Source organism: Amycolatopsis sp. CFH S0740 (genome assembly GCF_004522315.1).
GTDB lineage: Bacteria > Actinomycetota > Actinomycetes > Mycobacteriales > Pseudonocardiaceae > Amycolatopsis > Amycolatopsis nivea.
Window position 1 is genome coordinate 157,427 of record NZ_SDLS01000021.1, and the last position, 26,872, is coordinate 184,298.

Here is a 26,872-nt window from a genome sequence, read left to right on the forward strand (position 1 = left end):
CCTGGACTTGGAAGCTGTCGCACTCCGTATCGGCGGCCGACGCCAGGGGTTACGCCGTTCAGGTCACGATTCGGTGCGGATGTCCCCGCCGCCCGAACGCGACACCAGGAGCCTGCGCAGCGACGCCAGCCGTTCCGCTCCGGCGTTTCCGTCGGCGACCACGTCGTCCAGCGCGCAGTCCGGGTCCTCGGGCGGGCCGAGGTGGCCGCAGTTCGGCGGGCATTCCTCGGCGGCCGCGGCGAACTCCTCGAAGGCGTTCACGATGTCGTCCGCGGTCACGTGCGCGAGCCCGAACGACCGGACGCCGGGGGTGTCGACCACCCAGCCGCCGCCCGCCAGCGGCAGCGCCACCGCGGCGACCGAGGTGTGCCGTCCCTTGCCGACCGAGCTGACGTCGCCGGTCGCCAGTTCGGCGGCGGGCACCAGGCGGTTGACCAATGTCGACTTGCCGACTCCGGAGTGCCCGACGAGGGCGGTGATCCGGCCGGCGAGGCGTTCGCGCAGGCCCTCGGGTTCCTCGTCGTGCCGGGTGACGATGGCCGGGACGTCGAGGCCCGCGTAGCCGGCGAGCAGCGAATCCGGGCTGGCGAGGTCGGCTTTCGTCAGGCACAGCACGGGTTCCAGGCCGCCCGCGTAGCACGCGACGAGGCAGCGGTCGATGAATCCGGGCCGGGGAAGGGGATCGGCCAGCGAGGTGACTATCAGCAGCTGCGCGGCGTTGGCGACGACCACGCGTTCGTACGGGTCGGTGTCGTCGGCGGTCCGGCGCAGCACGCTGGTGCGCTCGTCGACGCGGACGATCCGGGCGAGCGTGTCCGGCTTGCCCGACACGTCGCCGACCAGTGCGACCATGTCCCCGACGACCACCGAGACGCGGCCCATTTCGCGGGCCCGCATGGCCATCACGACGCGACCCGGATCGGCGTCGACCGCGCACGTCCAGCGGCCGCGGTCCTTGCCGATCACCATCGCGGTGACCGCGTCGGCGTGCTCGGGCCTGCGCTTGCTGCGTGGCCTGGTGCCCTTGCCGGGACGCACCCGCACGTCGGATTCGTCCAGCCGCCTCCAGTCGCCTCGCCCCAAGCCGCCCACGTCCTCCCGGTCGCCCTTTGCCTGGTCGAATGATCCCATGCCGGTCGCGCCGGGCCCGGTTTGCGTGCGACGATGGCGTTCGAGGCACCCCGAGGAGGTTGGCATGTGCGGCCGTTACGCCGCGACGAAAGACCCGGCGAAGCTGGTCGAGGAGTTCGCCGCGGTCGACCTGACCGAGGGCCGGGCGCGAGTGGACCACAACGTCGCGCCGACCAAGAACGTCGTGACCGTGGTGCAGCGGCACCCCCGCGACGCCGAGGGGCTCGTTCTCGAGGACGAACCGGCGGAGCGCTCGCTGCGGATCATGCGGTGGGGCCTGGTTCCGTTCTGGGCCAAGGATCCTTCGGCGGGTTCGCGGATGATCAACACGCGTGCGGAAACCGCGAAGGAGAAGCCCGCGTTCAAGCGCGCGCTGGCGTCGCGGCGCTGCCTGGTTCCCGCCGACGGCTGGTTCGAGTGGCGGCGCACGGGCAAGGAGAAGGAGCCGTTCTACATGACGGATCCCTCCGGGAAATCGCTCGCCTTCGGCGGAATCTGGGAAAGCTGGCGGCCGAAGGACGACGCGGACGCCGAACCGCTGATCACCTTCTCGATCCTGACGACGGACGCCGCGGGCCAGCTCACCGACGTCCACCACCGGATGCCGCTGATCGTGCCGCACGAGAACTGGGCCGGCTGGCTCGACCCGGACCGGTCCGAAGTGGACGAATTGATGGTGCCGACGTCGCCCTCGGTCGTCGAATCGCTGGAGCTGCGGCCGGTGTCGAGCCTGGTGAACAACGTCCGCAACAACGGCCCCGAACTCTTGCGGCGCACGGAAACCGAACAGTCCGTCGACTCGCTGTTCGACCTGTCATGACCACGCTCGAGATCGACACCGAGCACGGGATCGCGCGAGCCGAACTGCATTGCGCGCCCGACGGAGACGCGGTGCTGCTGCTCGGCCACGGCGCGGGCGGCGGCATCGGGGCGAAGGACCTCGTCGCGGTAGCTCGCGCGGCCACCAAGGTCGGAGTGCACGTGGCGCTGGTGGAACAGCCGTACCGCGTGGCAGGGCGGCGCGCGCCCGCTCCGGCGAAGCAACTGGACACGGCGTGGCTCACGGTGGCGGACGAGGTGTCCGCCCGTTTCGACGATTTGCCGCTGATCTTCGGCGGCCGCTCGTCGGGTGCGCGAGTGGCCTGCCGGACGGCTTCGGCCGGGCAGGCGGTCGCGGTGCTGTGCTTGGCGTTCCCGGAGCATCCGCCGGGGAAGCCGGAGAAGTCGCGGCAAGCGGAACTGGACGCGGTCGAGGTGCCCGCGCTGGTGATACAGGGGGAGCGCGATCCGTTCGGCCGTCCGGAACCCGCGCCGCACCACGAGATCGTCGTAGTGGCGGGAGACCACGCCCTGTCGAGCGACCTGGACGCGCTCGCCCGCGCGGCGGCGGAGTGGCTGGTAAGGATCGTCCGGCCGCATTCGTGACGGCGGCGCTCCTTCAGACAGCGATCTGTCAGCGTTCCGAAAGCGGTGTGGTTTTCGCTGTCCGTACGGCCGCACGCGGGGGCGGCCGACGGACGAAGGGGGCAGGTCGTGCCGGACGGGTATTCGGTGGACCTCGAAGGGTTCAAACAATCGCTGACTGATCATCTGGACCCGGCGGTCGAGCATTTCGCCGCCGGCGCCGACGCGGTGCGCCCGCTCCGCGACCTCGACATGGCCGGCCTGCTCGGTGCCGACCAGGCTGGTCTCAACGTGGCCTTCGCGGTGCGGGCGACCGGCGTGCACAAGCTGATCTCGCAGTCCCAGGACCAGCTGCGGGATTCGCTGCGCGGACTGGACGACGCATTGTGGGAGGCGTACCGCGTCTATTCGAGCACCGAGCAGGCGCACACCGACCGGCTGCACGGAATCGGCAAGGGCTGAGGGGGAGCGATGGCCAACGTCGATCCGAGCGTCTTCGCCGGCCTGGCACCGGAATTCCTGGCAGACCGGAAGCTGCTGGCAGACGTCGCCAACTGGGCGGACCTGTGCACCGCGCCACGGGGAGCGCCGGTTCAGCATCCGGAATCCGGAATCAACAACCACGTCCTGGACGATTCGCGGCAGTGGCCAGACCGTTCCAAGATCATGCAGGACAACCGGCCGGCCAACCTGCCGATGCCGGACACGACGATCAACCATTTCTTCTACCACGCCCGGGTGCTGTCACAGCCCCAGCTGGACAAATTCGAGGATCCGCACCGGCTGCTCGGCGATCTGCTGGTGAACCTCACCGTGAACCTGACCAACCAGCCGGGCGACGTGCACGATCCGCAGAGTCCGGCCCGGCAGGCGAGCGGCGGGCAGATGGGCCTGCACGACGCGCTGGACCATCTCTTCGACAACTGGTCGGGGGCGGCAAAGGACAAGTGCCTTGACTACGCCGGGTCGATCTACGATTTCCTGCAGCACGAGCAGGTGATCGTCGCGGAGGCGGCCGATGCGCTGCTGGCGTACTGCAGCGTGCTCGTCGGAGCGCGGAAGAAGCTGGTCAACCTCATGCGCGGGTTCGTCTCGGCGATGCAGAAGCGGGAAGCAGAGGATGTTTCCGAGGACCAGGCCTTCCCGTGGGGGATCGTCGCGGCCGCGGTCGTCGCGGTGGCGAGCGGCGGCTTCGGGCTGGCCGCGCTGCCGGCGGCGGCCGCGACGGCGGAGATCGTCAACGCGGTCGCCCAGCCGGTTTTGGGGTTGGCCGGGAACGTCGCGGACAAGATGCTGAGCAGCGGGGGCACCAACAGCGTGACCTCGGCCGATTACGAGGCCGCCGCCCGGCAGTACTTCCACGACGCCGACGCGATCATCGAGGATGTCCGGAAGGGGATCACGCAGATCGCGCAGTCGTACGGAGACATGGAATCCCGATATCTCCCGCCGCCGGCTCCGCCGCTGACGAAAGCCGAGTTCGACGCGAATCACCGCGAATTGGAGCCGGAAGCGCGCTGATCACCGCGCCGCCGACCCGGCCCGCACGTCGGCCAGCTCCCGGAAATGGCGCCGGTAGTCGACTGCGATGGTCGGGTTGGCGGCGACCAGTCCGTCGAGTTCCCGTTGCAAGGCACGGGCTCGATCGTGCTGACCCAGCAGGTAGCAGGCGCGGGTCAGGTCGCAGAGCACGCCGCCTTCCAGCGCGGTCGAGCCGAGTTCCCTGGCGATCCGCAGGGCTGCCCCGAGGCTGTGTTCGGCCTCGGGGCACCGGCCCATCCCGAGCAGCGCACGGCCGTGTCCGTGCCGGGCTTCGCCGGTTTCCCAACCCGCCCCCACTTCCTCGCAGATCGCCAGCGCTTGTTCGGCGTGCGTCAGCGCTTCCGCCGGCCGGTCCAGGATGAGCAGGATGTCGCTGAGCACTCCGTTCGCGGCCGCGACGTTGATCGGATTGCCGGAGCGAGGCGCCAACTCCAGAGCGCGGTAGCCGGCATCGAGCGCTTCCTCGTTGCGGTCCAGCACGGTGTACGCCGAAGCGAGGTTGAACAAGCACATCATCTCGCCGTCCACTGAGGACAATGCGCGCCAGGCCGAAAGCGCCTGCTCGTATTCCGCGACGGCTCGGTCCGCTTCGCCCATGCCGAGCAGAGCCAGCCCCAGGCCGTTGCGCATCCACGCTTCGCCGACGCGATCGTCCGAGCGCAGGGCTGCGGCGAGGCCGGTTCGATGCGTTCGGACGAACAGGGTGCACTCTCCGCACATCAGGAACACGTGCGCCATCGTCCGGGCGATCTGCCAGGACTGGCGGTCCAGCCCCGTTTCGTACGCCTGCTGGACGGCCCAGATCAGGTTGGTTTGCTGGGACAGCACCCAGTCGGCGGACGCGTCGGCGCTCGAAAACCGTTCGACCGCCGGGCCGTCCGCGCCTTCCGCTTCGGTGTAGGGCCGGGACGCGTCGAAGGCGTTGACCGCGGACGCGGCGTACCAGTCCACCAGGCGGGCGGTCGCGGTTTCGTCTTTCTCGGCGGTCAGGCTGACCGCGTAGTCGCGCAGGAGGTCGTGCAGATCCCAGCGGTCTGGGTGGCGTTGCTCGGCGAGGTGCGCGGCGGTGAGCTGGTGGAGGAGGCGGCGGGCTTCGTGGACGTCCACCGCGGCGAGCGCGGCGGCCGAGCGCGCCGATACGCCGCCGACCGGATGCAGCCCGAGCAGCCGGAACAGCCGGGCGACCGGTGCAGGGAGCGCAGCGTAGGAATAGGCGAAGAGAGCGGCGAGGTTGCTGTCGTCGCCGTCGTCGAGATCGAAACCGCGCAGGACGGCGTCTTCGTCGAATTCCGCGACGACTGCTTCGAGGGAGCGGCCGGCCTGCCGGTTGACCCGCTCGCCGAGGATCCGGATGGCCAGCGGCAGCCCGGCGCACAGTTCGAGCGCGCGCACCCACGCCGCGGATTCGGGCTGGATGTCCGCGAGCGAGGTTCTGAGCAGTTCGCCGCCGTCGCTCGGGGCGAAGCGCTGGACGGTGATCGGGCGCGCTCCGTGCCGGGTGATCAGGCCGCCGAGCCGGCGTCGGCTGGTGACCAGCGTCAGGCAGCCGGCACCGGGCAGCAACGGCTGTACCTGCGCGGTGTCCCACGCGTCGTCGAGCACGAGCAGATACCGGCGGTCGGCGGTGCGGGACCGCCACAGGGCGGCACGTTCCGCCGGGCCTGCCGGGACTTCCTCGCCGGAGACTCCGATCGCCCAGAGCAACCGGGCCAGCAGCGCGTCCGGGCTCGCCGGCCCGCCCGGCGAGAACCCGGCCAGTTCCAGGAAGAGCTGGCCGTCCGGGAAATCGGCGGCGACCTGGTGGGCGAAGCGGACCGCGAGCGCGGACTTGCCGACGCCCGCGGTGCCTTCGAGCAGCACCACGCCGGACGGCACCCCGTGCAGCTCGGCCAATTCGCTGGTACGCGCGGTGAACCCGGCGACGTCAGCGGGCAGCTGCCGAGGCACCGGCGACGGCGTGGCATGCGGCCGGTGGTCGAGCGCCGGGTCGGCGGTGATGATCGCCTGGCGCACCTCGCGCAGGCCGGGGCCGGGCCGCAGCCCCAGTTCCTCGTCGAGGACAGCGCGGATGCGGTCGAACGCTGCCAGCGCGTCCGCCTGGCGTCCGGCGCGGTACAAGGCGATCATCAGCTGCTCGTGCACGCGTTCGCGCAAGGGGTGTTCGGCGGCTGATTCAGTCAGGACCGGGATCAGCTGCCGGTGCTGGCCCAGTGCCAACATTGCGTCCGCGCGGGCTTCCCGCACTGCTTGCGCTTCTTCGCGCAATGCGGGCACCACGTCCCGGCGCAGTACTTCGGATTCCACATTGGACAGTGGCTCGCCGGACCATTCGGCGAGCGCGGTTTCAAACGCGGCGACGGCCTCGGCGTGCGCACCGCGCTCGGCAGCTGCCCAGCCGCGAGCGGCAGCCGAACGAAACCGGGTCAGGTCGACGGCGTTCTCGGGAACGTCCAGGCGGTAGCCGCCCAGCCCGGTCCGCAGCACATCTGCGGTGCTGAGCATGCGGCGCAGGCGGGAGACGTAGGTATGGACGGACGCGCGGGCGTTGCGCGGCCCGTCGCCGTCCCAGAGCCAGCGCGTCAGCTGTGCGACGCCGACTTCCTGCCCGGGATGAGTCAGCAGCCCGGCAAGCACTACCAGCGGACGCTCGCCCTCGGTGGGCAGCGTGATGCCGTCCTCGACCGCCCGCACCGGTCCCAGCACCTGAAACGTCAGTTCCATGCTCTGCAGTATCGCCGGGGAACAGAGCGAAAACAGCCCCTTGGCGATACTCGCGGCAATCCGGATTTCCTTCGTGAACACCCGGCAAGACTGTTGGCCGTGGATGGCTGCAATTCGGACGTTGTCCCAGCTCAGAGCGAGATCTTTCGGGTTGTCCACAGCTGGGCGGGTCGGTGGGCAACTGTGCGGGTTCTGTGTCGCCAGACCGCTTCACCGTCGAGGTCGCCGGTAATGTCGGTCGCGGGAGCACTGGAAGACGATAAGCAGATCAGCGCGGTCGTCGGCGTCGAACGTCCGGCAGGGTGCGCCGAACATACCGAGGTTCGCGACAGCGGCCACGGCCGCCGGAGCGCGAAGCCGTCCGCTCCGGCGGCCGGCGGCAGCTCGATGGCGCGACGGTCATCGCGTGGGCGGCGTCCATCCGGTCGTGCGTGCGTGGTGACGATGGCGGAGGTCGCTTCGCCTGGATTCGGGTGGCTCCGAACACGGCCGAGCTGATGGCCAGGACGTGCTCGGCGTCGAAGAATCAAGTCGCGCGGCCATGATCGACGGCACAGCCGGGCGGTCGCGCTTTCCCGCACCTCGTCGAAGCTGGTGCGGAGCTGCTCGCCCGGTTCCGTGAACAGGTGCGAGAGGCGATCGAGCACCTCGCTTCGCGACTGGCCGGCACTGGTGCGGCGCGCGGAAACCGAGCCGCCCGTCAGGCAGGCGGTCGCCGTGCTGTGCCTGGCTTTTCCGGAGCATCCGCCGGGGAAGCCGAAGTTCCGGCAAGCCGAACTGGACGCGGTCGAGGTGCCCGCGCTGGTGATCCAGGGGAGCGGGACCCGTTCGGGAGGCCTTCGGCGGCTCCGCATCACGAGGTCGTCATGGTGGCGGAGGACCACACGCTGGCGAGCGATTTGGACGCGGTGGCGCGGGCTGCCGGAGGAGCGGCTGAGGCGGGTTGTCCGGCCGCATCTGTGACGACGCTGGCTGTGGATAGTTTGAGAGCTCGTTTCCGCTGTTCAGGGCTCTTTCTGTGGAGTTGTCCACAACCCGGCCAGCCTGTGGGCAACTGGTGCGGAGACCGGTTCCGGGGCGCTTGTGCCGGGTAGGGTGGGCAGCGACGTCAGGTTGTGAGGTGCCAATCTTCGGCGATGCGCATGATCGCGGGCGCGTCCGGGCAGTGGGGCGACCAGCCCGGGGCGCCGTTCGTGACGTAGGCGACCCACGCCGCGTGGGTGCGCGCAGCCAGCGCGGGATCCGGTCGTGCTGTGCCGAGCAGTCCGGATGGTCCGTAGAGGCTGGGCAGCGCGGCGTGGTCGAACACGAACGGCAGTTCGGCGCAATGGCACGCACCCAGCGGGTGGTCCGGGCTGGGCGGGGGCCAGGCGAACTCGTAGACGTGGGTGGGGTTTCCGGCCCTGCTGTGCGCGTCCGCGAGGAGTCGGTTGCTCGCTTGGTACGCCTCGGTCATCAGGCGCGCGGCCAGGTCGCCGGGGGACGCGCCGGGGTGCCGTGCCCGGGCGCGGGCGATCGCTGCGGCGGGGTCTGGGAACCGGCGGGCCGCCGCGGCCTGGAGTCCGGTGTCGTCGAGGTTCGCGGTGTAGAGGTTCGCCTCGTTGGCGTTGGTGCCGATCAGGAGGCTGACCGGGGCCGTGTTCCCGGACGCGGGTTGGGTCGGCAGGGTCTCCTCGTCCAGGACTGGTTTGTACGGGCTGTTGCCCAGTGACGTATCGCGGAATTCGGCGATCGCCGCCCCGGGCATCGCGGCGGGTGCGGCGACCAGTCGCTCGTCGGGAAGCTCGCTCAGCGCGGCTGCGGTGGGTGCCACGCCAAGCGCGTCGGCTGTGGCGCGCGTGATCAGGTCGGCTTTCTCGACCGGGAAAGCGCATTCGCCGCTGCCGCTCTGGCTGATCGCCCGGCGGAACAAGCCCGCAGCCCCGGGGGTGACGAGCAGGGCGGAGACCAGCATGGCCCCGGCAGACTGTCCGGCCACCGTGACGTTGCCCGGGTCGCCGCCGAACGTCGCGATGTTCTCGGCGACCCAGCGCAGTGCCGCGAGCGCGTCGAGCAGGCCGCGGTTGGCTGGGGCGTCCGGGAGCCGCAACCATCCGGCGACCCCGAGGCGGTACTGCACCGTGACCAGGACGACGCCGTCGCGGGCGAAGGTGTCGCCGTCGTAGAGCTCGGTCTGCCCGGTGCCTGCGGTGAACCCGCCGCCGTGGAAGAAGACCAGCACGGGCAGGCCCGCGTTGGCCGGGTCGGGGGTGCTGACCGTGACCGACAGGTAGTCCGTGCCAGGAATCCAGCCGGAACCCAGTACTGGCGTCAGGTCGACCCCGCCGAAATCACGCCGGGCGGCCGGTGCGGTCGGGCCCGGCCGGGTGGCGTCGCGTACGCCGTCCCAACGTGGTGCGGGGGCGGGTGCCTGGAACCGCGCGGCACCGGACATCGGTGCGGCGTAAGGAATCGCGCGAAACGTGTGCACCCCGTTCCGCACGGTGCCGCGGACTCGTCCGGAGGCAACGGAAACCACGGTCATGCGTCGGACCCCCATCGATTAACCGCGAACTTCGCACCGTCCCGGACGATTTCCACCGCCGGTCCGGCACCAACGTGCGCGGGGAAAACCAGGGCACGATCGTCGGCGGCCTGGCCGAGCAACCGGTGCCGGGTCGCCGCGGCGCGCGCCGGGTCCTCGCAGAAGCAGCTGCTGAGGCCGGGTTCGGCGAATTGCAGCGGGTGGTGCAGCAGGTCGCCGACGAACAGCGCCCGGTCGGTGCCCGAGCGCACGGTCAGCACGCACGACCCAGGCGTGTGCCCGGGCGCCGGTTCGAGCCGGAGTGCGCCGTCGATGTCGTAGCCGTCCTCCCACAACCGCGCCTGTCCACTGTGGACCACCGGGGCGACGCTGTCGGCGAAGACGTTTTCGTTCGCCCGCGCCAGTTTCGGCCGGTGCGGCCCGGACGGGTCCCAGAAGTCGTGATCGGCGCGCGGCAGCAAGTAGGTCGCGTTCGGGAACGTCGGCCGCCATTCGCCGTTGTCGAGGCGGGTGTTCCAGCCGACGTGGTCGGCGTGCAGATGCGTGTTCACGACGAAGTCGACCTCTTCGGGCACGACGCCCGCCGCGGCCAGCCGGTCGAGGAACCCGGTGTGCAACTGGTGAAACGCCGGGGTGCCGGGCCGCTCCTTGCCGTCGCCGGCCCCGGTGTCGACCAGGATCGTGGCGCCTCCGCTGCGCAGCACCCACGTCTGCACGCAGGTGCGCAGCAGCCCGGACTCGCGGTCCCAGGAGTCCGGCGGAAGCCCGGATTCGTGCGCTCGCCACGTGTCCTGCGCGAGGCCGGGGAACATCGCTTCGGGCGGCCGGGTGGTTCCTTCGTACTCGACGACGCGCGTCGCGGTCACCGAGCCCAAGGCGATCGTGTCGGTCATGCGGTCACCCAGGTCTTCTCGACGGTTCGTTCGGCCAGTGCCGCTTCGTCGGGCGTGACGCCGATGCCCGGTTCGGCGGGTACGTCGAGGTGGCCGTCCCGGAGCACGAACGGCTCGGTCAGGTCGTGCTCGTAGTAACGGCTCGATGCGGAGGTGTCGCCGGGAACGGTGAATCCCGGCAGGCCGGCCAGCGCGACGTTGGCCGCGCGGCCGATGCCGGTCTCGAGCATCCCGCCGCACCAGACGGCGGCTCCGTGGGCGCGGCAGACGTCGTGCACGCGCCGGGCTTCGAGGTAACCGCCTACGCGTCCCGGCTTGATGTTCACGATCCGGCACGCGCCGAGCGCCAGCGCGTCGGCCGCGCTCTCCGCCGAAACGATCGATTCGTCGAGGCAGATCGGCGTGCGCAGCAGCCGGGCGAGTTCGGCGTGCTGGCGCAGTTGCTCTTCGCCGAGCGGCTGCTCCACGAGCAGGAGCCCGAACGCGTCGAGCCGCTGCAGGTGCGGGGCGTCCGCCAGCGTGTAGGCGGCGTTCGCGTCGACCTGCAGCAGGAGATCGTCGCCGAAGCGTTCGCGGACCGCGCGCACCGGCTCGACGTCCCAGCCGGGCGCGATCTTGAGCTTGATCCGCAGGTAGCCCTCGGCGAGGTGCCCCGAGACGACGTCGAGCAGCTCCGGCACGGAGTCGAGGATGCCGACCGAGACACCGGCGGGCACCCGGTCCCGGGTAGCGCCGAGATAGTGCGCCAGCGGTTCGCCGCGGGCTCGCAACTGCGCGTCGAGCAGGGCGGTCTCCACCGCGCTTTTCGCCATCCGGTGCCCGCGCACCGGCGCGAGCAGCTCGGCGACCTCCTCCGCGCGCACGTCGCCGCGTTCGAGCAGCCGCGGGGCGAGGAACCGCTCGACGACGTCGTGGGCTCCGGCCACGTACTCGGACGAGTACATCGGCGTGCCGAAGGCCGCGCATTCGGCCCAGCCCTCGGCATCCGGGGAAGCGACGCGCACGAGCAGCAAATCGCGTTCGCGGACGGTGCCGAACGACGTGCGGAACGGCTGTCGCAGCGGCATCCTGACCTGGATCAGTTCGATCCCGTCGATTTTCACGGAGTCTGTCCTTCCGGGAGGGCGGCCAGCACGGCCGCGGCGATCGCGGCGCGTTCGGAGAGGGCCGCGACCGAGATGTGCTCGTGGCGGGCGTGCGCTCCGTCGCCGACCGCGCCGATGCCGTCGAGCACGGGAACCCCCAGAGCGGCGGCGAAGTTTCCGTCGCTGGCGCCGCCTACGGAAACGTCCGGCAGGTCGCGTCCCAGCGTCGCGGCGGCGGCTCTGGCGAGCGCGGCGATCGAGCTGATCGCGGGCGTGCGCTCCATCACCGGCCGGTTCCATTCGCCGGTGACCTCGATCGCGGCACGCGGGTCGTGCGGGACGAGCCGGGCGAACGCGTCGTCCAGCCGGGCGGCCTCGGCCTGGCTCGCGACCCGCACGTCGATCCGGGCGCGGGCGTGGCCCGCGACGACGTTGACCGCGCTGCCGCCCGCCACGAGCCCGACGTTGACCGTGGTGCCGGCCGCCGGATCGGCGAGCGCGCCCAGCTCCAGCGTGACCCGGGCGAGTTCGTCGATCGCGCTCGCCCCTTTCTCCGGCTCCAGCCCGGCGTGCGCTTCGCGTCCGGTCACCGCGACGTCGAAGAGCCCGACGCCCTTGCGGCCGGTTTTCAGCGCACCGCCCGGCGCGCTGCCTTCGAAGACGAGAACCGCCGCCGCGCCGGCGCATTCCTGTTCGATCACCGGGCGGGACGCGGGACTGCCGATCTCCTCGTCCCCGGTGAGCACGAGCCGGACCGGCGGCCGGTCGTGGCCGGTGGCGGCGAGCGCGCGCAGCGCCCAGACCGACTGCACGAGCCCGGCTTTCATGTCGAAGATCCCCGGTCCGCTTGCCCGGTCGCCGCTCACTTCGGCAGGCCATCCGGCGAGGGTGCCCGCGGGCCACACCGTGTCGTAGTGCCCGAGCAGCACGACCGGTGCGGATCCGACGCCCGGGTAGTCGAAGACGATCGCGTGGCCGGTGCGGGACCGGTGCCGGGGTTCGCCGAGCGACCCGGTGACCCAGCGGTCCAGCCAGTCCAGTGCCCGCGCGAGCAGTTCCCGGTCGGTGCTGGGCGTTTCGTGCCGGACGAGCGCGAGGACGTCGGCCAGCAACTGGTCCCGGTGGTCGTCGAGCCACCGGTGCAGACCGGGCACGTCGACGTGGTCGGTGATCATCGCAGCGCCTCCTCGGCGATCTTGTTTTCCGCGCTGGTGCGCAAGGTTTCGGGCAGGCCGAGAACGCAGCCGGTGACGAGAGCCGCGACAGCGAAGCCGAGCAACGCTACGCTCCACGTCGCCTTCCCGGACGAAACGAACACGAGCGTGGCGACGGCCGGGGCGAATCCGCCGCCCAGCGCCGCGCCGAGCTGGTAGCCGAGTGAGGCGCCGCTGTAGCGGACCGACGCGGGGAACTGCTCCGCGATGAGGGCTGGTGTCGCACCCTTCATGGCCGCGGTCAGCGGGGAGGCGAACGCGAAGGCCAAGTAGAAGAGAACGCTGTTGCCGTTCTTCACCAGCCAGAAGAAGGCGAAGAGATACAGCCCGGTCAGCACGGCGCCGGCGAGTACCACCGGACGGCGTCCGAACCGGTCCGCGAGAATGCCGGAAACGAGTGAAAAGAGCGTCGTCCCGGTGAGGAAGACCGCTTGCGCGCCAAGGCTTTCGCCCGGTGTGCGGCCTACGGCCACGGCGTAGGCGAGGAAGAACGAGAAGCCGATGTAGGCGATGGCGTTGTAGCCGAGGCTCAGCCCGAATGTCAGCAGCAGCGCCCTCGGGTGCTGACGGAAGACGGTGATCAGCGGGATTCGCGGCGGCGTCTCGGCGGCCGCGCGCTCCGGCGTCTCCGCCGCGCCTCGGCGGGCCACCAGGCCGACCACGATCAGCAGACTGCCCAGCAGGAACGGGATACGCCAGCCCCAGCTGAGCATCGCCGCCGGGAAGAGCGTGTCCACGAGTCCGAAGACGCCGATCGCCAGCAGGCCGCCGATGCTGATTCCGGCACCGGTGAAACTGCCGTAGAAAGCCCGTTTGCGCGGGGGCGCCGATTCGATCCCGTAGAGCGCTGCGCCGCCCCATTCGCCGCCGGCGGCGATGCCTTGCACCAGGCGGAGCACCACGAGCAGCACGGGCGCCCACGGCCCGATCGCCAAATACGTCGGCAGCAGGCCGACGGCCACTGTGGACAGACCCATCACGGTCAGCGTGACCACCAGGATCCGGCGCCGTCCGACGCGGTCGCCCCAGTGCCCGGCCAGCACCCCGCCGAGCGGACGGGCCAGGAACCCGGTTCCGAACGCGGCGAGCGCCAAGAGCGTGCCGACCAGCGGATCGGCGGCGGGGAAGAACAGCTTGTCGAAGACCAGCGACGCGGCGGTGCCGTAGATGAGGAAGTCGTAGTACTCGAGCGTGGTCCCGATCCCCGACACGAAGAAGACCTTGAACGGGCTGGGGCGGGCTGCGGGCGGTGCGGTCATGCGGTCACCTTTTTCCGTCCGAGACAAGCTCGGCACCCCCTGATTGACTGATTCGTGCGGAAGTCTTGCACGAGATGCCGTATTCATGCAACCAGTTGTAAATTACGCCTGATTCAGTCAGTCGTGAGCTTGGGTAGGCTGCGCCTGCCCGAACCTGAAGGAGGCGACCGGTGGCCGACGACGGGGTGCTGGACGACATCGATCTCGATCTGGTCGCCGCGCTGCAGCACGCGCCTCGCGCGCCCTTTGACGTGCTGGCCCGCGTCCTGGACAGCTCGGCGCGCACGGTCGGGCGGCGCTACGGCCGGATGCTGGACGACGGCCTGCTGCGCGTCATCTGCGAGGTCGACTGGTCGCTGCTCGCCGAGGGGCCGCCCGCGCACGTGTGGCTTGGTGCCGAGCCTGGCCGGGCTCGCGAGGTGGCGGAGGCGCTGGCGCGGCGCGACGACACCACGCATGTCGCGCTCGCCTCGGGTCGCGGTGAGGTTTACGCCGTCGTCCACGGGATGACCCGCGGCGCCACGGCCCGCGCGCTGGTCGACGAGATCCCCGCCGTGCCCGGCATCCGCTCGGTGCGCGCGGAGTCGGTGTTGCGCAGGCTCACCAGTTCCGCGGCGTGGCGGTTGCGCAGGCTGACGAGCGAGCAAGAGGAGGCGCTCGCAACGCACGCCGGGGCGGCGGCGGAGGAATCCGGCACCGAACTCGGCGCGCTCGAACGCGAAGTCGCGGCGGTCTTGCGCGACGACGCGCGGACGCCGTATTCGGACGTCGCTCGCGTGCTCGACATCTCCGAGTCCCGGGCTCGCCGCGTCGCGACCGCGATGTTCGGCTCCGGGCTGCTGCGGCCTCGCGTCGAGATCGAACCAGGCAAGCTCGGCTACCGGGTCGAGGCTGTCCTCGGCATCTCGTGCCCGCCGGCCGTGACGACCCGGGTCGGCGCCGCGATCGCCGCGCACCCGGCGACCCGGTTCCTCGCGCTCACCGCGGCATCGTCCACCTTCGTCTGCGACGGCGTCTTCCGCGGCGAAGACGAGCTGGCCGATTTCGTCAGCGGCGGTTTTGTCGGCAGCGAGGATGTCACCGCGGTCGAGTGCACCCTGCAACTGGAGGTGCTGAAACGCTATTGGCGAGCGCCGGCTGCGTGACGGTCAGCGGTTAACTTGCACGCGGTGGTGCGTGCCGCGGCGGCGGGTAGTCCGGCACTGCCGCTGATTCCACTGCCGGGCAGATTCGGAGAACGCGACATGACCGATCAACTGCGCGTCGTGCTCGCCGACGACCACTACCTGGTCCGGGAAGGCACCCGGAAGCTCCTCGAGGACTCCGGCCGTGTCACGGTCCTCGCCACGGTCGGCACCGGCGAGGAACTGCTCGCCGCCGTGGAGCGCGAACGTCCGGACGCGGTGGTCGCCGACATCCGGATGCCGCCAGGCCAGCACCTCGAAGGCATCACCGCCGCGCATGCCATCCGGGCCGGGAACCCCGGGATCGGAGTGGTGGTGCTGTCCCAGCACGCCAGCGAGCAGTACGCGTTCGCCCTGTTCCAGCACGGCACGTCCGGGCTGGCTTACCTGCTCAAGGAACGGATCGGCGACGTCGGCGAACTCGTCCGCGCCCTCGGCGAAGTCGCCGCGGGCGGGTCGGTGGTCGATCCGCGCGTCGTGGAAGTCCTCGTGCACAGCCGGGCGCGCGGCACCGCCTCGCCGCTGGCCCGGCTGACTCCCCGCGAACTCGACGTGCTGCGGCTCATGGCAGGGGGACGGAACAACCGGGGGATCGCTGAGTCGTTGGGTCTGGCGGAGTCAACGATCGAGAAGCACGTGAACTCGACGTTCGCGAAGCTCGGTCTGGCCGAGGAGTCCGGTTTGCACCGTCGTGTCGCGGCAGTGCTGGCTTATCTTCGCCACGGCACGTCCGCCTGACCGTCAGCAGGCGCGCAGGTGCTGATCGAAGAACGACAGCACGCGATCGCGCACCACAGCTGCCGCGTTCGCGATGGTTCCGATGAGTTTGTTCCGGTCCGGCGAACTCATCAGCCCCGCGGCTTCCATCTGGGGAGCTTCGGAGCCGAAGTCGGTGAGTGCCCAGTGCGCGGCGTCGCCGATCTGCGACCAGCGGGTGCGACCGCCGTGGTGGGCGAGCAGTGCGGACCAGGTCCGGGTGATCCGTGCGTCCCGGAATCCGGCTGTGCCCAGCAGCAACACCGGCCGGTGCACGCCGTGTGCGGCCACCGGGAGCAGTTCGCCGTTCTGGCCAGGAGAGTCCGGCAGGTAGTCGAGATACCCGTCCAAATCGGCGGCCGCGTCGACTCGCCGGTCCTCGTACAGCACCTCGGCGGCCGCCGCGCCGCCCGCGCCATGGCCGTACATCCCGACGCGTCGCAGATCCAGGGCGCGGCCGAGATCGCGCGGCAGGATGCGTTTCTCCGCGTCCGGATTCTGGCCCGCGGCAAGGGATTCGAGTGCGTCGAGGGCGAAGCGCAGGTCGGCGAAGCGCGTGGTCATCATCGTGCGGAAGACCGCTGGGCTGGTACGCGGGTCGGCGGGCAGTTCCTGGATGGTGCGCGGCGGCCGGTTCGGCAGGTCGACTTCGCTTGTCTCGCCCGGGTGATCGACAGTCACCACCACATAGCCGTGGCTGGCCAGGTCTTCGGCGACGCTGGTGCCGAGCGTGCGCGGGTCGCCGAAGCCCGGGCTGTAGAGCACCACCGGCCGCCGGACCGGTTCGGCGGGTGCGCCGGTGTGCGCGTGCGTCATCGTGGCGGCCCAATCCACCCCCCTTCGCGGCAGCTCCCGATGCAGATAAGGGACGTCTATCGCCGCGAACAGCCCGGCCGCGGCCGCGGTCATCTGCGGGGCGAGACGGTAGCCACGGGTGTCGGCGGCGGGATAGAACACGGTCGTCATCAGCTCTCGAAAGCCCAGTTCGGCGTCCCACGGGTCCGCTCTGGTGCGGTCGACCAGATGCAGTTCGGCGACTCCGACCCGATGCGGCCGGTCGGCGACGGCAGGTCGAGGACGAGCGATTGCGCGGGCTGAGCCCAGGCGGTGCTTCCCGCGAGCAGCGACGCGGTGAGGAACACGAGCAATCCACGAAACATTTCTTCTCCCGCAACGGTTTCGGGTCCGGTCCCAGAACTCTCGCGGGCCGCGCTGTCCCGGAACATCCGGCAGTCCTGGCGTCGCGATGGAGGTTTGCCTCTACCGGCGCGTCCGGCGACCATGGTGGCCACTGGGGAGGGAATATGCGGTGGTTGCTCCGCGGGTCCGCGCTGATCGGCGCGATCTGTGTGCTCTGGTCGGTGGTCGCGGCGTTGACCGTGCTGGACAGCCCGCTCACGGTGGCGGTCGCGGTCGCCGGGCCGCTGCCGAGCTGGCTGGTCGGGGTTTTCGCGTGGCGGCTCGCGCCGCGGCATCCGGTCGCGCGGCAGGCACTCGCGACGGGCGTGCTGTTCGCGATGCTGACGGCCGTCGCGTTCCTCGCCGCCGCGGCGGGGAACGCGTTCGATTTCGTTCAGCTGTCCCGGATGTGGCGAGTGCTGATCGGAGGGCTTGCGGCCGTCCTCATCGTGGCCGTGGTCCGGCTGGTGGGGTTGCTGCCGGACGGGCGTTATCGGTTCGCCTGGGAGAAGGCAGTGCTGCGCTCGCTGTGGCTGGTGGTGCCTTTCGCGCTGGTGCTCACCTACGTGGGCGGGCCGCTTCCGGTCAGCCCGATTCCGCTGGGCCTGTGGCTGCTCGTACTGGGGCCGGTTCTGCTGGCCGCGCGGTATTTCCAGCTGCCGCGGGCACAACGGCGGCTCTTGCGCTGGCTGCTGGGAATGGCGGTGCTCGTCGGCACGACGGTGCTGGTGCCGCTGGTCATGGCGAGCAGGCTGGGGCCGGGCCCGCTCACGCCGATCCTCGTCTTGGCGGCGACGACGGCCGTTCCGGTCGCGCTGACGGCGGCGGCTTTTCGCTACCGGATGCTCGGCGTCGAGGTCCGGCGTTCGACCCGGTACCGGTTGCTCTGGCTGCTCATCGCGTTGTGGTACATCGGCGTGGTGGCCGGGTTGAGCCTCGCCGCGAGCCGCTTCCTCTCGCTCTGGCCCGCGATGCTGGTCACGGTCGCCGCGACTCTGGCGGTGCTGCCGATCCAGGCGCGGCTTTCCCGCGCCGCTGCCCGGCGGGTGTTCGGACGCCGGCCCAGCAGCTACGAACTCCTGGTGCACTTCGGCGGGACGCTGGAGCAGGCATTCGACCTGCCCGCGCTCGCCGATCAGCTGGCCGGCGGGCTGCGCGAGGTCCTGGACCTGAGCTGGGCACGGGTGCGCCTGCGGTCGCCGGAGCCGGTCGTCGCGATCGCGGGCGAACCGGGTGCGGCTGTTCGGCTGGAGGTGGTGCTCCGACACGGTGGCGCCGACCTCGGCGTGCTCGAATGCGGTGCCAAAACCGAGGGAGAGTTCACCGCCTCGGACGAAGAACTGGTCGCGACCCTCGCCCGGCAGAGCGCACTGGCGGTGCACAACGCCAGGCTTTCCGCGGAACTCTCGGCCCGGCTGGACCAGATCGAACGCCAGGCCAGCGAGCTGGAGGCATCGCGAGCCCGCATCGTGCACGCCCAGGACAACGAGCGGCGGCGGATCCAGCGGCGGCTGCACGACGGCATCCAGCAGGAGCTGATCGTCCTGCTGACCTCGCTTCGGCTTGCCCGCAACCAGCTCCGGCGGGATCCCGGCCAGGTCGATCCGGCACTCGGCGAGGCGCAGGAGGCGCTCTGCCGCGTCGTCGAGGAAGTCCGCGAGGCGGCGCACCGCATTCACCCGGCAGAGCTGACCGATCAGGGCTTGGTGGCTGCGGTGGAATCCCGTGCGCGCCGGATGCCGGTCCCCGTCGAGGTCGACGCCGATCCGGACGTGCGGGCCACCCGGTTCTCCGTCGATCTCGAGGAAGCCGCTTATTTCATCGTCTCCGAGGCGCTGGCCAACGTGCTCAAACACGCCCAGGCCACTCAGGCGACCATCCGGCTTTCGCTTCAGGCAGGGGAGCTGTTCCTGGAAATCCGCGACAACGGCCGCGGCTTCCCTCCGGATGCCCGCCCGGCCGGATTGCACGATCGCGCGGACACTGTCGGCGGCAGGTTGACGATCATCAGCGGGGCGGGCTCGGGCACTGCAGTGCGTGCCCAGCTGCCGGTCCGGGAAAGCGCATCCGTGCCAGGGTGGAGTCCATGACTGCCAACGACTACGACACGTTCGGCGAGGCCTACGCGATCGAAACCGAGCACAGTCTCATCAACGCCTACTACACCCGCCCCGCGATTCTCGACCTCGCCGGTGACGTGGCAGGCCGCAAGATCCTCGACGCGGGCTGCGGGGCCGGACCGCTGGCAGCCTCGCTGCGGGAACGCGGCGCGCAGGTGAGCGGTTTCGATTTCAGCGCCACCATGGTCGAGCTCGCCCGGAAAAGACTCGGCGCGGACGCGGATCTCCGGGTCGCCGACATCAGCCAGCCGCTGCCGTACGCCGACCAGCAGTTCGACGACGTCATCGTGGCCCTGGTGCTGCATTACCTGGAGGACTGGACCGCCCCGCTGGCCGAGCTGCGGCGGATCATCCGGCCTGGCGGGCGGCTGATCCTGGCCGTCAACCACCCGGTTCTCTACAAATTCGTCCACCCCGAGGGCAATTACTTCGCCGTCGAACGATGGTCCGAGGAGTACACCTTCAACGGGCAAAAGGGCGTCCTCGAGTACTGGCACCGTCCGCTGCACGCGATGACCGACGACTTCGCCAAAGCCGGGTTCCGCATCTCAGTGGTCAGCGAGCCGTACCCGGCCGAGGGGGCGAAGGAGAAGTTCCCCGAGGAAATGCAGGGCAAGGAAGCTTTTCTCTGCTTCCTGTTCTTCGTCCTCGAAGTACCCTAAGCCGCTTAACCCGCCGCGATCCCGGCCACGACCGCGCCGGTCAGCCGGACCAGTTCGGCGGGATCCAGTTCCACCTCGAGACCGCGCCGGCCGCCGGAGCAGAACATCGTCGGGTGGTCCAGTGCCGAGCCGTCCAGGACCACGGGCAGGCGGCTCCGGTGGCCGAGCGGCGAGATCCCGCCGAGCACGTATCCGGTGGCCCGCTGGGCCGCGGCCGGGTCGGCCATTTTCGCCTTTTTGCCCCCGGCCGCCGCGGCGAGCGCCTTCAGGTCCAGCTGGCCGGTGACCGGCACCACGCCGACGACCAGTTTCCCGTCCACGTCCGCGACCAGCGTTTTGAACACCCGGCCGGGCTCGAGGCCCAGCGCTTCCACCGCCTCCAGGCCGAACGACTCGGCCCGGGGGTCGTGGTCGTAGGTGTGCACGGTGTGCGCCACCTTCTGCTTCTGCAGCAGCGCCGTCGCCGGAGTGCCCTTGCCCGCCATGGCGGCGAGTCTACGAAACAGCTCGGGAATGCCTGGTCGGCACACTCTGTTGAAGACAGCGTGACCACCACGCTCGCCACCCCCCGCCCCGCAAGGAGCCGTCCCGGGACCGGCTTTCCGAATCCCCGCGTAAACTCGGTGCTGCCGTATGCGCAGACGCGCATCGACGCCGAACGGGAAGGGAACGGTTTGCCGAGCACCCCCAACTCCGCGCCGGAGACGGCGGCCGACGAACTGGAGCTCGCCGAGCGCTTCGAGCGCGACGCGATGCCCCTGCTCGACCAGCTATACGCGGCCGCGATGCGGATGACCCGCAACCCGTCCGACGCCGAGGACCTGGTCCAGGAAACCTACCTGAAGGCGTACGCGGCGTTCGCGTCCTTCAAGGCGGGCACGAACCTCAAGGCGTGGATGTACCGCATCCTCACCAACACCTACATCAACGGCTACCGCAAGCGTCAGCGGCAGCCGGTGCAGCAGCCGACGGACGAGATCAGCGACTGGCAGATCGCCCGTGCGGAAAGCCACACCTCCGCCGGCCTTCGCTCGGCCGAGGTCGAGGCGATGGACAACCTGCCGGACACCGACGTCAAGGCCGCTTTGCAGAAGCTGCCCGAGGAGTTCCGGCTCGCGGTCTACCTCGCCGACGTCGAGGGCTTCGCGTACAAGGAGATCGCCGAGATCATGGACACTCCGATCGGCACCGTGATGTCCAGGCTGCACCGCGGCCGCGCCCAGCTGCGCGACCTGCTGGCCGACGTCGCGCGCGAGCGCGGCTTCATCCGGGGCAACCGCGAGGAGGTGGCGAAACGATGAGCTCGGAAGACGTGCCCGCGGAGAAGATGCCCTGCGAGGACGCGCTCGCGGAGATCTACCTGCTGCTGGACCGCGAGTGCAGTCCGGAGCGGGACGCGGAACTGCGCAGGCACATCGAGGACTGCCCGCCGTGCCTCGAGGAGTACGGCATCGACGAGCAGATCAAGCACCTGCTGGCCCGCAAATGCGGCGGCGACCTCGCCCCGGCGGAGCTGAAGAGCAGGCTGCGCGCCTCCATCCGGCAGACCGTCGCCACGCAGGGCGGCGTCACCGTGGAGCGCACCGAGATCACCGTGGAGCAGCGCACCAGCCGCGACTGACCACACACGACAACGGCCCCCGTACCGATCCGGTGCGGGGGCCGTGTCACGTCCGGGCGCGGACTCAGGCGTTGGGCTTCTTGCCGTGGTTGGCGCCGTTCTTCTTGCGGTCGCGACGCTTGCGGGCGCGCTTCGACATGTTCTCTCCTCGGGTGTCCGCTGCATGTCCCGGGGCGGGGTTCGACACACCGGCCGGAACGGGTCAACCGTTCCAGTGTGTCATGCGGCCGCTGAGCTCCTCGGCGGCACCCGCGCCTACGCTCTGGTTGGATGAACTCAGGAGGTGCGCAGGCATGAACGAACACACCGCATTCGAGGGCGGCCGGTAGCCGTGTCGACCCTTTCCGACCTGCTCGCCGAGAACACCGGCCTCCCCGGCGAAGCGGCCGACCACCTGCAGACCGTCGTCGCGGAGTGGCAGCTGCTCGCCGACCTTTCGTTCGCCGACTTCCTGCTCTGGGTCCCGGTTTCCGCCGAGCACCAGCCCGACGGCGGCGATTTCGTGTGCGTCGCGCACGCCCGGCCGACCACCGCGCCCACCGCGCATCCCGAGGACGTCGTCGGCACCCGGTTCACCGTGGACGAGCACCCGCAGCTGGCCAAGGCCATGCGCGAGGTCAAGATCTGCCGCGAGGAAGACCCGCATTGGTACCGCGACCTGCCGATGCGCCGCGAGGCGGTGCCGGTGAGCTTCGGCGGCGAGGTGATCGCCGTGCTGAGCCGCGAGACCAACCTCGCCGCGCCGCGCGTGCCGAGCCCGCTGGAGATCGCGTACCTCGGCAGCGCTGGCGACCTGTGCCAGATGATCGTGGACGGCACCTTCCCGCCCGCCGGCGGCAACCAGACCGACACGCACACCAGCCCGCGCGTCGGCGACGGTCTCGTCCGGCTCGACCAGGCCGGCACGGTCGTGTTCGCCAGCCCCAACGGCCTGTCCGCCTACCACCGGATGGGCCACGAATCCGACCTCGTCGGGCAGCGGCTGGCCCCGCTCACCCGGTCGCTGATCCGCGACCCGTTCGACGCCACCGAGGTGTCGCACCGGATCATCGAGGCCCTCGACGGCAAGCCGTCCACCCGCACCGAGGCCGACTCGAAGCGCGGCGCGGTCGTGCTGTTCCGTGCGCTGCCGCTGCGTCCGGCCGGACAGCCCGCGGGCGCGTTGGTGCTGGTCCGCGACGTCACCGAGGTCAAGCGCCGCGACCGCGCGCTGATGTCGAAGGACGCCACGATCCGCGAGATCCACCACCGGGTGAAGAACAACCTGCAGACCGTCGCCGCGCTGCTGCGGCTCCAGTCGCGGCGCACCACGAGCGAGGAGGCCCGGCTGGCGCTGGGCGAATCGGTGCGGCGGGTGTCGTCGATCGCGATGGTGCACGAGGCACTGTCGATCTCCGTCGACGAGCGCGTGGACCTGGACAAACTGCTCGACAACGTGCTCCCGATGGTCGGCGAGGTCGCCACCGCGGAATCGAAGGTCGGGATGACCCGCAAGGGCTCGTTCGGCGTGGTCGTGGCCGAGATCGCGACGCCGCTGGTGATGGTGCTCGCCGAACTCGTGCAGAACGCGATCGAGCACGCGTTCCCGCAGGGCAGGCCGGGCAAGGTCGAGCTGATCGTGGAGCGGTCGGCGCGCTGGCTGGACATCCTGATCCGCGACAACGGCCGCGGCCTGCCGTCCGGGTTCTCGCTGGAGCGCAGCGACGGGCTCGGGCTGCAGATCGTGCGGACGCTCGTGGAATCGGAGCTGCGCGGGTCGCTTTCGCTGCGCCAGGTCCGCACCGACGAGGCGGGCAACCGGGTGCCGGGCACCGAGGCGGCGCTGCGGATTCCGTTGTCGCGGCGGCTCTAGAAAATCCGGCGACAGCCCGCAGGCGCCGGATTACTGTCCGGCGCATGCCTGCCCTCGAGTGGCGTCCGCTCACGAAAGCGGACGCCCAGTCCTCGGCCGATCTGCTCAACGCCATCGAAACGGCCGACCGGATCGGCGAGAACTACACCGCCGACGACACTCTCCAAGAGCTGATCGACCCGTTCTCCGATCTCGAACGCGCGAGCCTCGCCGCGTTCGACGGCGACCGGATGGTCGGCTACGTGAAGACCCGGTACAAGCAGCATCCCGAGGAAATCCACCGGGTCTTCCTCGACGGCGGGGTCCATCCGGACTATCGCCGCCAGGGGATCGGCACCAGGCTGGTGGAAGCCGGGATCGCCGGGGCGAAGGCGGTGCACGAACTGCACCATCCGACGCTGAAGCTCGCCGTCGACATCCACAAGGCCGAGCACATCGCCGGGACGAAAGAACTCTTTGCCGCGCAAGGTTTCTCGCCCGCCCGCTGGTTCCAGCGCATGGAACATCCACTCGGGACGGTCGGCGAAGCGGCGATCCCGGACGGATTCCAAGCGGAACAGTGGACCCGGGACCTCGACGAGGAGTTCCGGCTCGTCCGCAACGAGTCCTTTTCGGACCACTGGGGCGCGACCCCGGTGAACACGGACGCGTGGCAGAACAAGTTCACCAACCACACTCTTCAGCCCGAGATCAGTTTTCTGCTGCGGGACAAGGCAACCGGCGCTCCGGTAAGTCTCGTGCTGACCCTGTCCTGGGCAGCCGACACCGAAGCGACCGGAATTCGCGACGCGCACTTCATGGTGATCGGCACCATTCCCGGCTACCGGAACCGAGGACTGGCGAGCGCGGGCATCGCACACGCGTTGCGGGCCGCCGCGGAGCACGGGTACGACCAAGCCAGCCTCACCGTGGACACGGCGAGCGCGGCCGGGGCTCCCGGAGTTTTCGAGCGCGCCGGGTTCACGCCGAAGATGCGTTACGTGCGCTGGGCACGCGAAGCCTGAGTGTCCACATCGGACCCCAGACGCGGTGAAGGGCCGGTACCAGTGAAGCTCGGCGGTACCGGCCCGTTCAACGTTCCGCGGGAGGACTTGGATAGTCCTTGGCGAGGCGGCACCCGGATGCGGGGTGGCCGACCTCGGTTGTTACGCTCGAACCGGGTATATGTCGCCATGTGCGGGACGGGCACGCGAATGCCCGCCGGGCGAAAGTCCGGTCCGAGGTGGTGCTTGCGATTCTGGGTACTGCAGCTGAGTCGAAAAGACTCAGGCGGTGGTACGCGTGCCGATGTGCGTACGGCGGCGCTTGAGCGCGCGTCGCTCGTCTTCGCTCATTCCGCCCCAGACGCCTGCGTCCTGGCCGCTGGCCAGAGCCCAGGCCAGGCAGTCGGAAGCCGCGGGGCAGCGGTGGCACACGGCCTTCGCCTCGGAGACCTGCAACAGAGCCGGACCGCTGGTTCCCACCGGGAAGAACAGCTCGGGGTCCTCGTCTCGGCAGGCCGCGTCGTGGCGCCAGTCCATGTTCGTGAGCTCCTTCACAGTGACGCGGGAGGGCCGCGCCACAGTAGTGGCGGTCGTGTTTTTGGGTGCTTGTGAATGCTTTCACGAAGCACCGCGTTCGACAAGGGTTTCGACGAGATCGGTGAGTCAGCTCACCCGGCCGAGCTATGCCTCTGACCTGCGGTTTCGTTCTGAAAAGCTCCGCTCGCCGGAAGGCCGGTGCGGTGAACGGAGGGTTTGCGTCGCCGAGCGGCAGAACGCACTTTGCCGCGGGCGATCAGTGGTCGCTCGACTACCCGACTACGGTGAGTGCATCCGGAACGCTCTGAAACTCGACCCGGGTGCGTTGTCCGACGAGGTCCCCGTCGACCTGGAAGTTGACCGGTTCAGCTGCGTCGATGCGGATCAGAGGCACATCGTCGCGGCGGAGCAGACGGCGGCCGTGCTGATCGCTCTCCGTGAGCAGAGCTTGCCGTACATGCGTGAACACGGTGGGCAATCGCAGACCGTTCAACGCGAACAGGCCCAATCCGGTCTCGAACGAGCAGCCGGAGTTGAGGTGGACCGGACGTTCCCCGAGGTAAGTCCACGGATCGGTGTTCGACACGAACGCGGTCACCGCCTCGGCCGGCTCCTCGCCCGGGATCCGGACGGTGAGCGCCGGCCGCCCGAGCGGAGGGCGGAAGTAGGAGCGCACCGCGGCCCGCAGATAGAGGCTCGCGCTGGTTTGCTTGCCGCGCCGTTTCGCGACGCGGCCGACGACGTCGGCGTCCCAGCCGAGGCCCGCGTTGAAGGTGAACCAGTGCCCGTCGGCCAGTCCGAGGCCGATCCGCCGGGTCCGTTCGGTCTCCAGCGCGTTGAGCAGCTGGTGGGTCGCCTCGACCGGATCGGCGGGAAGACCGACCGCGCGGGCGAACACGTTGGCGGAGCCGCCCGGCACGACGCCGAGCATCGGGACGGACCCGGAGCGTCCGGGAGCGCCCGCGGTATCGGCGAGGAGACCGTTGACGACCTCGTTGACCGTGCCGTCGCCGCCGTGGGCCACGACCAGGTCGAAACCGTCGCGGGCCGCCGAACGGGCCACCGCGAGCGCGTGCCCGCGGTAGTCGGTTTCGACGACGTCGAGCTTCACCTGGCTGGCCAGCGCGTGCGCCAGCACGTCCCGGCCACCCGCGGTGGTCGAGGTGGCCTGGGGGTTCACGACGAGGATGGCGCGCACTACCGCAGGGTAAGTGCTTTCCGCCCGGCGGACGTACCTCCAGCGCCACATGGTGACGCGAAGCTCAGCCGCTCGCGCGCGCCGTCCCGGCTCGGTGACCTGTGGCGACCCTGTGGCGGGCGGTCCTCCTCTGCAGACGGCGAAAACTCCGCGCGTCGTGACAAGTGCACCCGGGCCGACCGCCCGCTCATCGACGACTACCCCGATTTTCTCCGCGGCCGCCGCCCCGGAAAACGGCCGACCGGGTGGCATACGATCAGTAGTGCTCACGCACGGTGACCCGCGCTGGTCGGGTGGCTGTGCCCCGGCGAAGCTCCCCGCAAAAGTCCCGCCCCAGCAGCTGAAAGGGCCGCGCCCGTGTCGCATCCCGAGAACCCGCCGCCCACCCCGTTCGAGGTCCGCCTCGCGGGCGTCCTGACCGGAGTGCCCGGGATCGGCCTGCTGGTCTTCGGCGTGGTGCTGCTGGTGCACGGGCTGCAGAACCCGCCGATCCCGGGCAACAACGTGTGGGCCGAGTTCGGCACGTACGCGGTGCTGGCGGTGGTCTTCCTCGCCGCCTCGGTCGGGCTGCTGCTGGGCCAGACGTGGGCGCGTTCGCCCGGCGTCGTCGTGGCGCTGCTGCTGATCGGGGTCGGCTGGTACCTGCTCGGACCGTCCGGGCAGCCGCTGTGGGGCGTCCCGATCGGCCTGTGCGGGCTGGCGGCGCTGGTGCTGCTGTTCCGCCGCCCGTCGCGGGCGTGGGCGCTCGGAATGCACGACGACGAGACCGAGGAAGAAGCCGCCGAACGCGGCGGTCTCGCGGGGCGGCGGGCCGAGCGGGAGCGGCACGAACAGGACTGAACGACAGTGACGTCACGTCATAGCGGACAGGTGACGCGGCGGCACTGGTAGCGGCACCCCTCAGCCGATGGAATCGGGACTGCGCAACCGAATTCATCCGAATTCCGAAGAGGGGAACCCATGAGGAGTGAACTGCTCCCCGGAAGTTGGACTGGGAATCTGGTTCC

26 protein-coding genes and 1 pseudogene are annotated in these 26,872 nt (G+C 70.2%); 14 read left to right on the forward strand and 13 right to left on the reverse strand.

Going from position 1 to position 26,872, the window contains the following annotated elements; translation table 11 throughout:
• Positions 1–63: 63 nt before the first annotated feature.
• Positions 64–1,083, reverse strand: coding sequence for a ribosome small subunit-dependent GTPase A (gene rsgA / locus EIZ45_RS30415; RefSeq protein ID WP_134667103.1), 1,020 nt, complete (start codon positions 1,081–1,083; stop codon positions 64–66).
• Between the two features lie 112 nt (positions 1,084–1,195).
• Here rsgA and EIZ45_RS30420 point away from each other — a divergent pair, with 112 nt between their 5' ends.
• From EIZ45_RS30420 to EIZ45_RS30435, 4 genes are all read left to right on the forward strand, one after another.
• Positions 1,196–1,951, forward strand: a complete 756-nt coding sequence (locus EIZ45_RS30420; RefSeq protein ID WP_043832896.1) for an SOS response-associated peptidase — start codon at positions 1,196–1,198, stop codon at positions 1,949–1,951.
• A complete protein-coding gene (locus tag EIZ45_RS30425; RefSeq protein WP_037816554.1) occupies positions 1,948–2,556 on the forward strand; it encodes an alpha/beta family hydrolase in 609 nt (202 codons plus the stop codon). Before EIZ45_RS30420 ends, EIZ45_RS30425 begins: the two co-directional genes overlap by 4 nt.
• A 108-nt stretch (positions 2,557–2,664) precedes the next feature.
• Complete coding sequence (locus tag EIZ45_RS30430; RefSeq protein ID WP_037816550.1) at positions 2,665–2,997, forward strand: hypothetical protein; 333 nt, start codon at positions 2,665–2,667, stop codon at positions 2,995–2,997.
• Positions 2,998–3,006: 9 nt separating this feature from the next.
• Positions 3,007–4,056, forward strand: a complete 1,050-nt coding sequence (locus EIZ45_RS30435) for a hypothetical protein (protein WP_037816548.1) — start codon at positions 3,007–3,009, stop codon at positions 4,054–4,056.
• Here EIZ45_RS30435 and EIZ45_RS30440 read toward each other — a convergent pair whose 3' ends face one another.
• A complete protein-coding gene (locus EIZ45_RS30440; protein ID WP_134666951.1) occupies positions 4,057–6,798 on the reverse strand; it encodes a BTAD domain-containing putative transcriptional regulator in 2,742 nt (913 codons plus the stop codon). It abuts the gene before it with no gap.
• A gap of 705 nt (positions 6,799–7,503) precedes the next feature.
• On the opposite strand from EIZ45_RS30440, the pseudogene EIZ45_RS47025 reads away from it, so the two are divergent.
• Positions 7,504–7,761: pseudogene (locus tag EIZ45_RS47025) on the forward strand (alpha/beta family hydrolase); the annotation flags it as partial.
• 145 nt (positions 7,762–7,906) lie between these two features.
• Here the strand turns inward: EIZ45_RS47025 and EIZ45_RS30450 are convergent.
• The 5 genes from EIZ45_RS30450 to EIZ45_RS30470 are packed head-to-tail and all read right to left on the reverse strand — an operon-like array spanning position 7,907 to position 13,773.
• Positions 7,907–9,322 carry a carboxylesterase/lipase family protein gene (locus tag EIZ45_RS30450; protein WP_205670140.1) on the reverse strand — a complete coding sequence of 472 codons (1,416 nt, stop codon included), beginning with the start codon at positions 9,320–9,322 and terminating at the stop codon, positions 7,907–7,909.
• Complete coding sequence (locus EIZ45_RS30455) at positions 9,319–10,215, reverse strand: MBL fold metallo-hydrolase (protein WP_134666947.1); 897 nt, start codon at positions 10,213–10,215, stop codon at positions 9,319–9,321. The genes EIZ45_RS30450 and EIZ45_RS30455 overlap by 4 nt, the downstream gene beginning before the upstream one ends.
• On the reverse strand, positions 10,212–11,318 hold the full coding sequence (menC, locus tag EIZ45_RS30460) for an o-succinylbenzoate synthase (RefSeq protein WP_134666944.1): 1,107 nt from the start codon (positions 11,316–11,318) through the stop codon (positions 10,212–10,214). The genes EIZ45_RS30455 and menC overlap by 4 nt, the downstream gene beginning before the upstream one ends.
• Positions 11,315–12,475, reverse strand: coding sequence for a M20 family metallopeptidase (locus tag EIZ45_RS30465; protein ID WP_134666942.1), 1,161 nt, complete (start codon positions 12,473–12,475; stop codon positions 11,315–11,317). The genes menC and EIZ45_RS30465 overlap by 4 nt, the downstream gene beginning before the upstream one ends.
• Positions 12,472–13,773, reverse strand: coding sequence for an MFS transporter (locus tag EIZ45_RS30470; RefSeq protein ID WP_134666940.1), 1,302 nt, complete (start codon positions 13,771–13,773; stop codon positions 12,472–12,474). Before EIZ45_RS30470 ends, EIZ45_RS30465 begins: the two co-directional genes overlap by 4 nt.
• Before the next feature lie 170 nt (positions 13,774–13,943).
• Between EIZ45_RS30470 and EIZ45_RS30475 the strand changes: the two genes are divergently transcribed.
• Both EIZ45_RS30475 and EIZ45_RS30480 read left to right on the forward strand, forming a co-directional pair.
• Positions 13,944–14,918, forward strand: coding sequence for an Lrp/AsnC family transcriptional regulator (locus EIZ45_RS30475; protein ID WP_134666938.1), 975 nt, complete (start codon positions 13,944–13,946; stop codon positions 14,916–14,918).
• Positions 14,919–15,017: 99 nt separating this feature from the next.
• Positions 15,018–15,695 carry a response regulator transcription factor gene (locus tag EIZ45_RS30480; protein ID WP_134666936.1) on the forward strand — a complete coding sequence of 226 codons (678 nt, stop codon included), beginning with the start codon at positions 15,018–15,020 and terminating at the stop codon, positions 15,693–15,695.
• Positions 15,696–15,698: 3 nt separating this feature from the next.
• On the opposite strand, the gene EIZ45_RS30485 is transcribed toward EIZ45_RS30480, so the two are convergent.
• Positions 15,699–16,679, reverse strand: coding sequence for an alpha/beta hydrolase (locus EIZ45_RS30485; RefSeq protein WP_240690798.1), 981 nt, complete (start codon positions 16,677–16,679; stop codon positions 15,699–15,701).
• A complete protein-coding gene (locus tag EIZ45_RS47030; RefSeq protein WP_240690797.1) occupies positions 16,679–16,873 on the reverse strand; it encodes a hypothetical protein in 195 nt (64 codons plus the stop codon). The genes EIZ45_RS30485 and EIZ45_RS47030 overlap by 1 nt, the downstream gene beginning before the upstream one ends.
• 144 nt (positions 16,874–17,017) lie before the next feature.
• Here EIZ45_RS47030 and EIZ45_RS30490 point away from each other — a divergent pair, with 144 nt between their 5' ends.
• Together EIZ45_RS30490 and EIZ45_RS30495 are read left to right on the forward strand one after the other, a co-directional pair.
• Positions 17,018–18,982, forward strand: coding sequence for a sensor histidine kinase (locus tag EIZ45_RS30490; RefSeq protein ID WP_134666934.1), 1,965 nt, complete (start codon positions 17,018–17,020; stop codon positions 18,980–18,982).
• Positions 18,979–19,674: a class I SAM-dependent methyltransferase gene (locus EIZ45_RS30495; RefSeq protein ID WP_134666932.1), complete on the forward strand. Its 696-nt coding sequence runs from the start codon at positions 18,979–18,981 to the stop codon at positions 19,672–19,674. Before EIZ45_RS30490 ends, EIZ45_RS30495 begins: the two co-directional genes overlap by 4 nt.
• A 5-nt stretch (positions 19,675–19,679) precedes the next feature.
• Here EIZ45_RS30495 and ybaK read toward each other — a convergent pair whose 3' ends face one another.
• Positions 19,680–20,159, reverse strand: a complete 480-nt coding sequence (ybaK, locus tag EIZ45_RS30500) for a Cys-tRNA(Pro) deacylase (protein WP_037816530.1) — start codon at positions 20,157–20,159, stop codon at positions 19,680–19,682.
• A 189-nt stretch (positions 20,160–20,348) separates the two neighbouring features.
• Here ybaK and EIZ45_RS30505 point away from each other — a divergent pair, with 189 nt between their 5' ends.
• Both EIZ45_RS30505 and rsrA read left to right on the forward strand, forming a co-directional pair.
• A complete protein-coding gene (locus tag EIZ45_RS30505) occupies positions 20,349–20,975 on the forward strand; it encodes a sigma-70 family RNA polymerase sigma factor (RefSeq protein WP_037816837.1) in 627 nt (208 codons plus the stop codon).
• The gene (gene rsrA / locus EIZ45_RS30510; RefSeq protein WP_037816528.1) at positions 20,972–21,295 is read left to right on the forward strand and encodes a mycothiol system anti-sigma-R factor; all 324 of its coding nucleotides are present in this window, start codon (positions 20,972–20,974) and stop codon (positions 21,293–21,295) included. Before EIZ45_RS30505 ends, rsrA begins: the two co-directional genes overlap by 4 nt.
• 64 nt (positions 21,296–21,359) lie before the next feature.
• Here rsrA and EIZ45_RS47705 read toward each other — a convergent pair whose 3' ends face one another.
• Positions 21,360–21,434 (reverse strand): 50S ribosomal protein bL37, encoded by a 75-nt coding sequence (locus EIZ45_RS47705; RefSeq protein WP_098515123.1) that lies wholly within the window; start codon positions 21,432–21,434, stop codon positions 21,360–21,362.
• 192 nt (positions 21,435–21,626) lie between these two features.
• On the opposite strand from EIZ45_RS47705, the gene EIZ45_RS30515 reads away from it, so the two are divergent.
• On the forward strand, positions 21,627–23,147 hold the full coding sequence (locus tag EIZ45_RS30515) for a sensor histidine kinase (protein ID WP_009082952.1): 1,521 nt from the start codon (positions 21,627–21,629) through the stop codon (positions 23,145–23,147).
• 44 nt (positions 23,148–23,191) lie between these two features.
• Entirely contained in the window at positions 23,192–24,151 is a 960-nt protein-coding gene (locus tag EIZ45_RS30520) for a GNAT family N-acetyltransferase (RefSeq protein ID WP_134666930.1), read from the forward strand.
• Between the two features lie 261 nt (positions 24,152–24,412).
• Here the strand turns inward: EIZ45_RS30520 and EIZ45_RS30525 are convergent, their stop codons facing one another.
• On the reverse strand, positions 24,413–24,667 hold the full coding sequence (locus tag EIZ45_RS30525) for a WhiB family transcriptional regulator (RefSeq protein ID WP_009082948.1): 255 nt from the start codon (positions 24,665–24,667) through the stop codon (positions 24,413–24,415).
• 271 nt (positions 24,668–24,938) lie between these two features.
• On the reverse strand, positions 24,939–25,865 hold the full coding sequence (locus EIZ45_RS30530; RefSeq protein WP_037816524.1) for a diacylglycerol kinase family protein: 927 nt from the start codon (positions 25,863–25,865) through the stop codon (positions 24,939–24,941).
• A gap of 357 nt (positions 25,866–26,222) precedes the next feature.
• Here EIZ45_RS30530 and EIZ45_RS30535 point away from each other — a divergent pair, with 357 nt between their 5' ends.
• Complete coding sequence (locus EIZ45_RS30535) at positions 26,223–26,705, forward strand: hypothetical protein (protein ID WP_037816520.1); 483 nt, start codon at positions 26,223–26,225, stop codon at positions 26,703–26,705.
• Positions 26,706–26,872: the final 167 nt, after the last annotated feature.